Source organism: Mycobacterium sp., from assembly GCF_049281135.1.
Classification (GTDB): domain Bacteria; phylum Actinomycetota; class Actinomycetes; order Mycobacteriales; family Mycobacteriaceae; genus Mycobacterium.
In genome coordinates this window covers 1-1,924 of record NZ_JBAPRN010000425.1, presented here as the reverse complement: position 1 = coordinate 1,924, position 1,924 = coordinate 1, and the positions used below count along the sequence as shown (strand labels likewise).

Here is a 1,924-nt window from a genome sequence, read left to right as displayed (position 1 = left end):
CTCCTTGGTCGGGTGCTGGCGGTGATCCAGACCGTTACCGTCACCCATCCATTGCGTGTTGCGGTCGATGGGCGCAAGGCGGAACCCAGGCAAGCGAAGGATGAGCCTGGGCGCCTCACCCCGATGGTCGGAATGGCCCAGGGCGTGTGAGCCGAAGAGCGGCACCTCGCGTCGCCGCCAATATCAGAACCCTGACGGGTTCTCTACGGCTTCGCCTTCTCAGGTCCCGCGATCGATTTCTTGTAATCGGGTGCGTAAGGCCCAAGGCGATGGCACCTGATGCGCCACTTGGTCCACCGGATTGGGTGGCGGAACCCCGAGTAGTCGACCGTCGTGGTGCGGTACCAACTCCGGGGTATCCCGAGTACGCGTTGCTCCGTCGGATCGACTCGGGGGAAGGCGTGCCCTGGCTCGATCTGCATTCCAAACAGATGCTGGGGCTCCTCGGTTGGCGTGTCGTCCACAACGCGCTCCTCGCCGTTCCTCGATTCGCTCATCACGATACTGCTCGAGTAGCCGGTTAAGCGCGGCGCCAAGGACACGTCGTTTTGACATCTGGGCCGAGCACTCCCTCCGCACTCGCGTGTCAGCGTGGAGTAGATGTGGAGCAAATGACTCCGAACTGGGTAGCACCAGCCAAGTCCCGTCGCTCACCCCATCCAAACCCGCAGGTCAACGACCTGCGGCAGAGGCGGCGACTCCTTGGTAACGGTCGCAAAACGAATCCGCAGCGCGTCCAGTCGCGCCGGTACCGTGCACCTCGTCCGGTAGCGACGGCCGTCTTCGCAGGAGAGACCCGTGCTGAGGTTGGTAGTGGTGGGGATCTGCGCCGTGGGCCTGTCGCTGGGTGCGGTGGCGTGCGGCTCGCCCGGACAAGCCTCGCTGCGCGTTCATGCCGCGCGGGCAGACTCTGCTGAGCCATCGCACCGGCGGTGGCCGCTCTCGATGTGCACGAGGCAGCCCGGCCACAGATTCACGACGACCACCGTCGGCGGCGGCGATCACGGTCTGTCGGAGGGCTATCTCGGCGAGCCCGCTGCAGCCCACGTGCGCCCGACGATCAGCGCGCGTCGAGCAATGCACAACTTCCGGCATGTGTACGGGCCGATCACAACCACGGAGGCCCGTCACACCCAGATCCGATTCGGGTTGACCAGCGATCTGCAGGAGGGCCCAGTCAGCGGGAACGTGATCGGGTTCGTCCCGTTTGTCCGGCGGACCCGGGCATGGCTTGTGAGCAACTGCGTGGACGCGCCGTCACCGAAGGACTACGGCGCTCATTTCGGGGGCGGCACGCTGATCGCAATCATCGCGGACACCCGCGCGCCGAAGGCTCTGTCGTATGCCTTCTTTCCAAGGCATCCAACGAGCGCCAACCCGGGCGAAACGACTGGCGAGCTCAGCCAGCATCCGGCACCGGGCTCGACACCGTTCTACTCGACGCCGTGGCGGGTCGCCGAGCGCGGCAAGCACGGGAACATCCTGCTGCGCTACCAGCCTCGTCGCTGCTACACCTTCGACCACATCAACCTCGACGGTGCACCGCCCGGCCCAACGTCGGTTTCGGTGATCTTGTCCAGTGGGCCGAAAGGTGACTGCCCGAAGCCCTCGGCCACGTCGCCCTACGCCGAGATCAAACCGTCGCGGTTTGACGGACCCTTCACCAAACTGCTGCACGAGCGAACCGGGAAAGCCCGCTTCGAACCGGAATCGTCCTGATCACGGTAAAAATCGAACTCCACCGGTAGTCCGCGCCAGTCTCTCGATGCCGCCGTCCTGCGACATGCGGCAGACTGCGGAACGTGGACCCGTGGGGTGAGCAGGTTGCTGACGCGGAGACCGGCTCCCGCAGTGACCTCCTTGGTCGGGTGCTGGCGGTGATCCAGACCGTTACCGTCACTCATCCATTGCGTGTTGCGGTCGA

2 protein-coding genes are annotated in these 1,924 nt (G+C 65.0%); one reads left to right on the top strand and one right to left on the bottom strand.

Annotation, left to right across the window (positions count from 1 at the left end):
- Window positions 1–203: 203 nt before the first annotated feature.
- Window positions 204–464 (bottom strand): hypothetical protein, encoded by a 261-nt coding sequence (locus tag WAN02_RS17470; protein WP_422265492.1) that lies wholly within the window; start codon window positions 462–464, stop codon window positions 204–206.
- A 334-nt stretch (window positions 465–798) separates the two neighbouring features.
- Here WAN02_RS17470 and WAN02_RS17465 point away from each other — a divergent pair, with 334 nt between their 5' ends.
- On the top strand, window positions 799–1,719 hold the full coding sequence (locus WAN02_RS17465) for a hypothetical protein (protein ID WP_422265491.1): 921 nt from the start codon (window positions 799–801) through the stop codon (window positions 1,717–1,719).
- The last annotated feature ends 205 nt before the right edge of the window (window positions 1,720–1,924 follow it).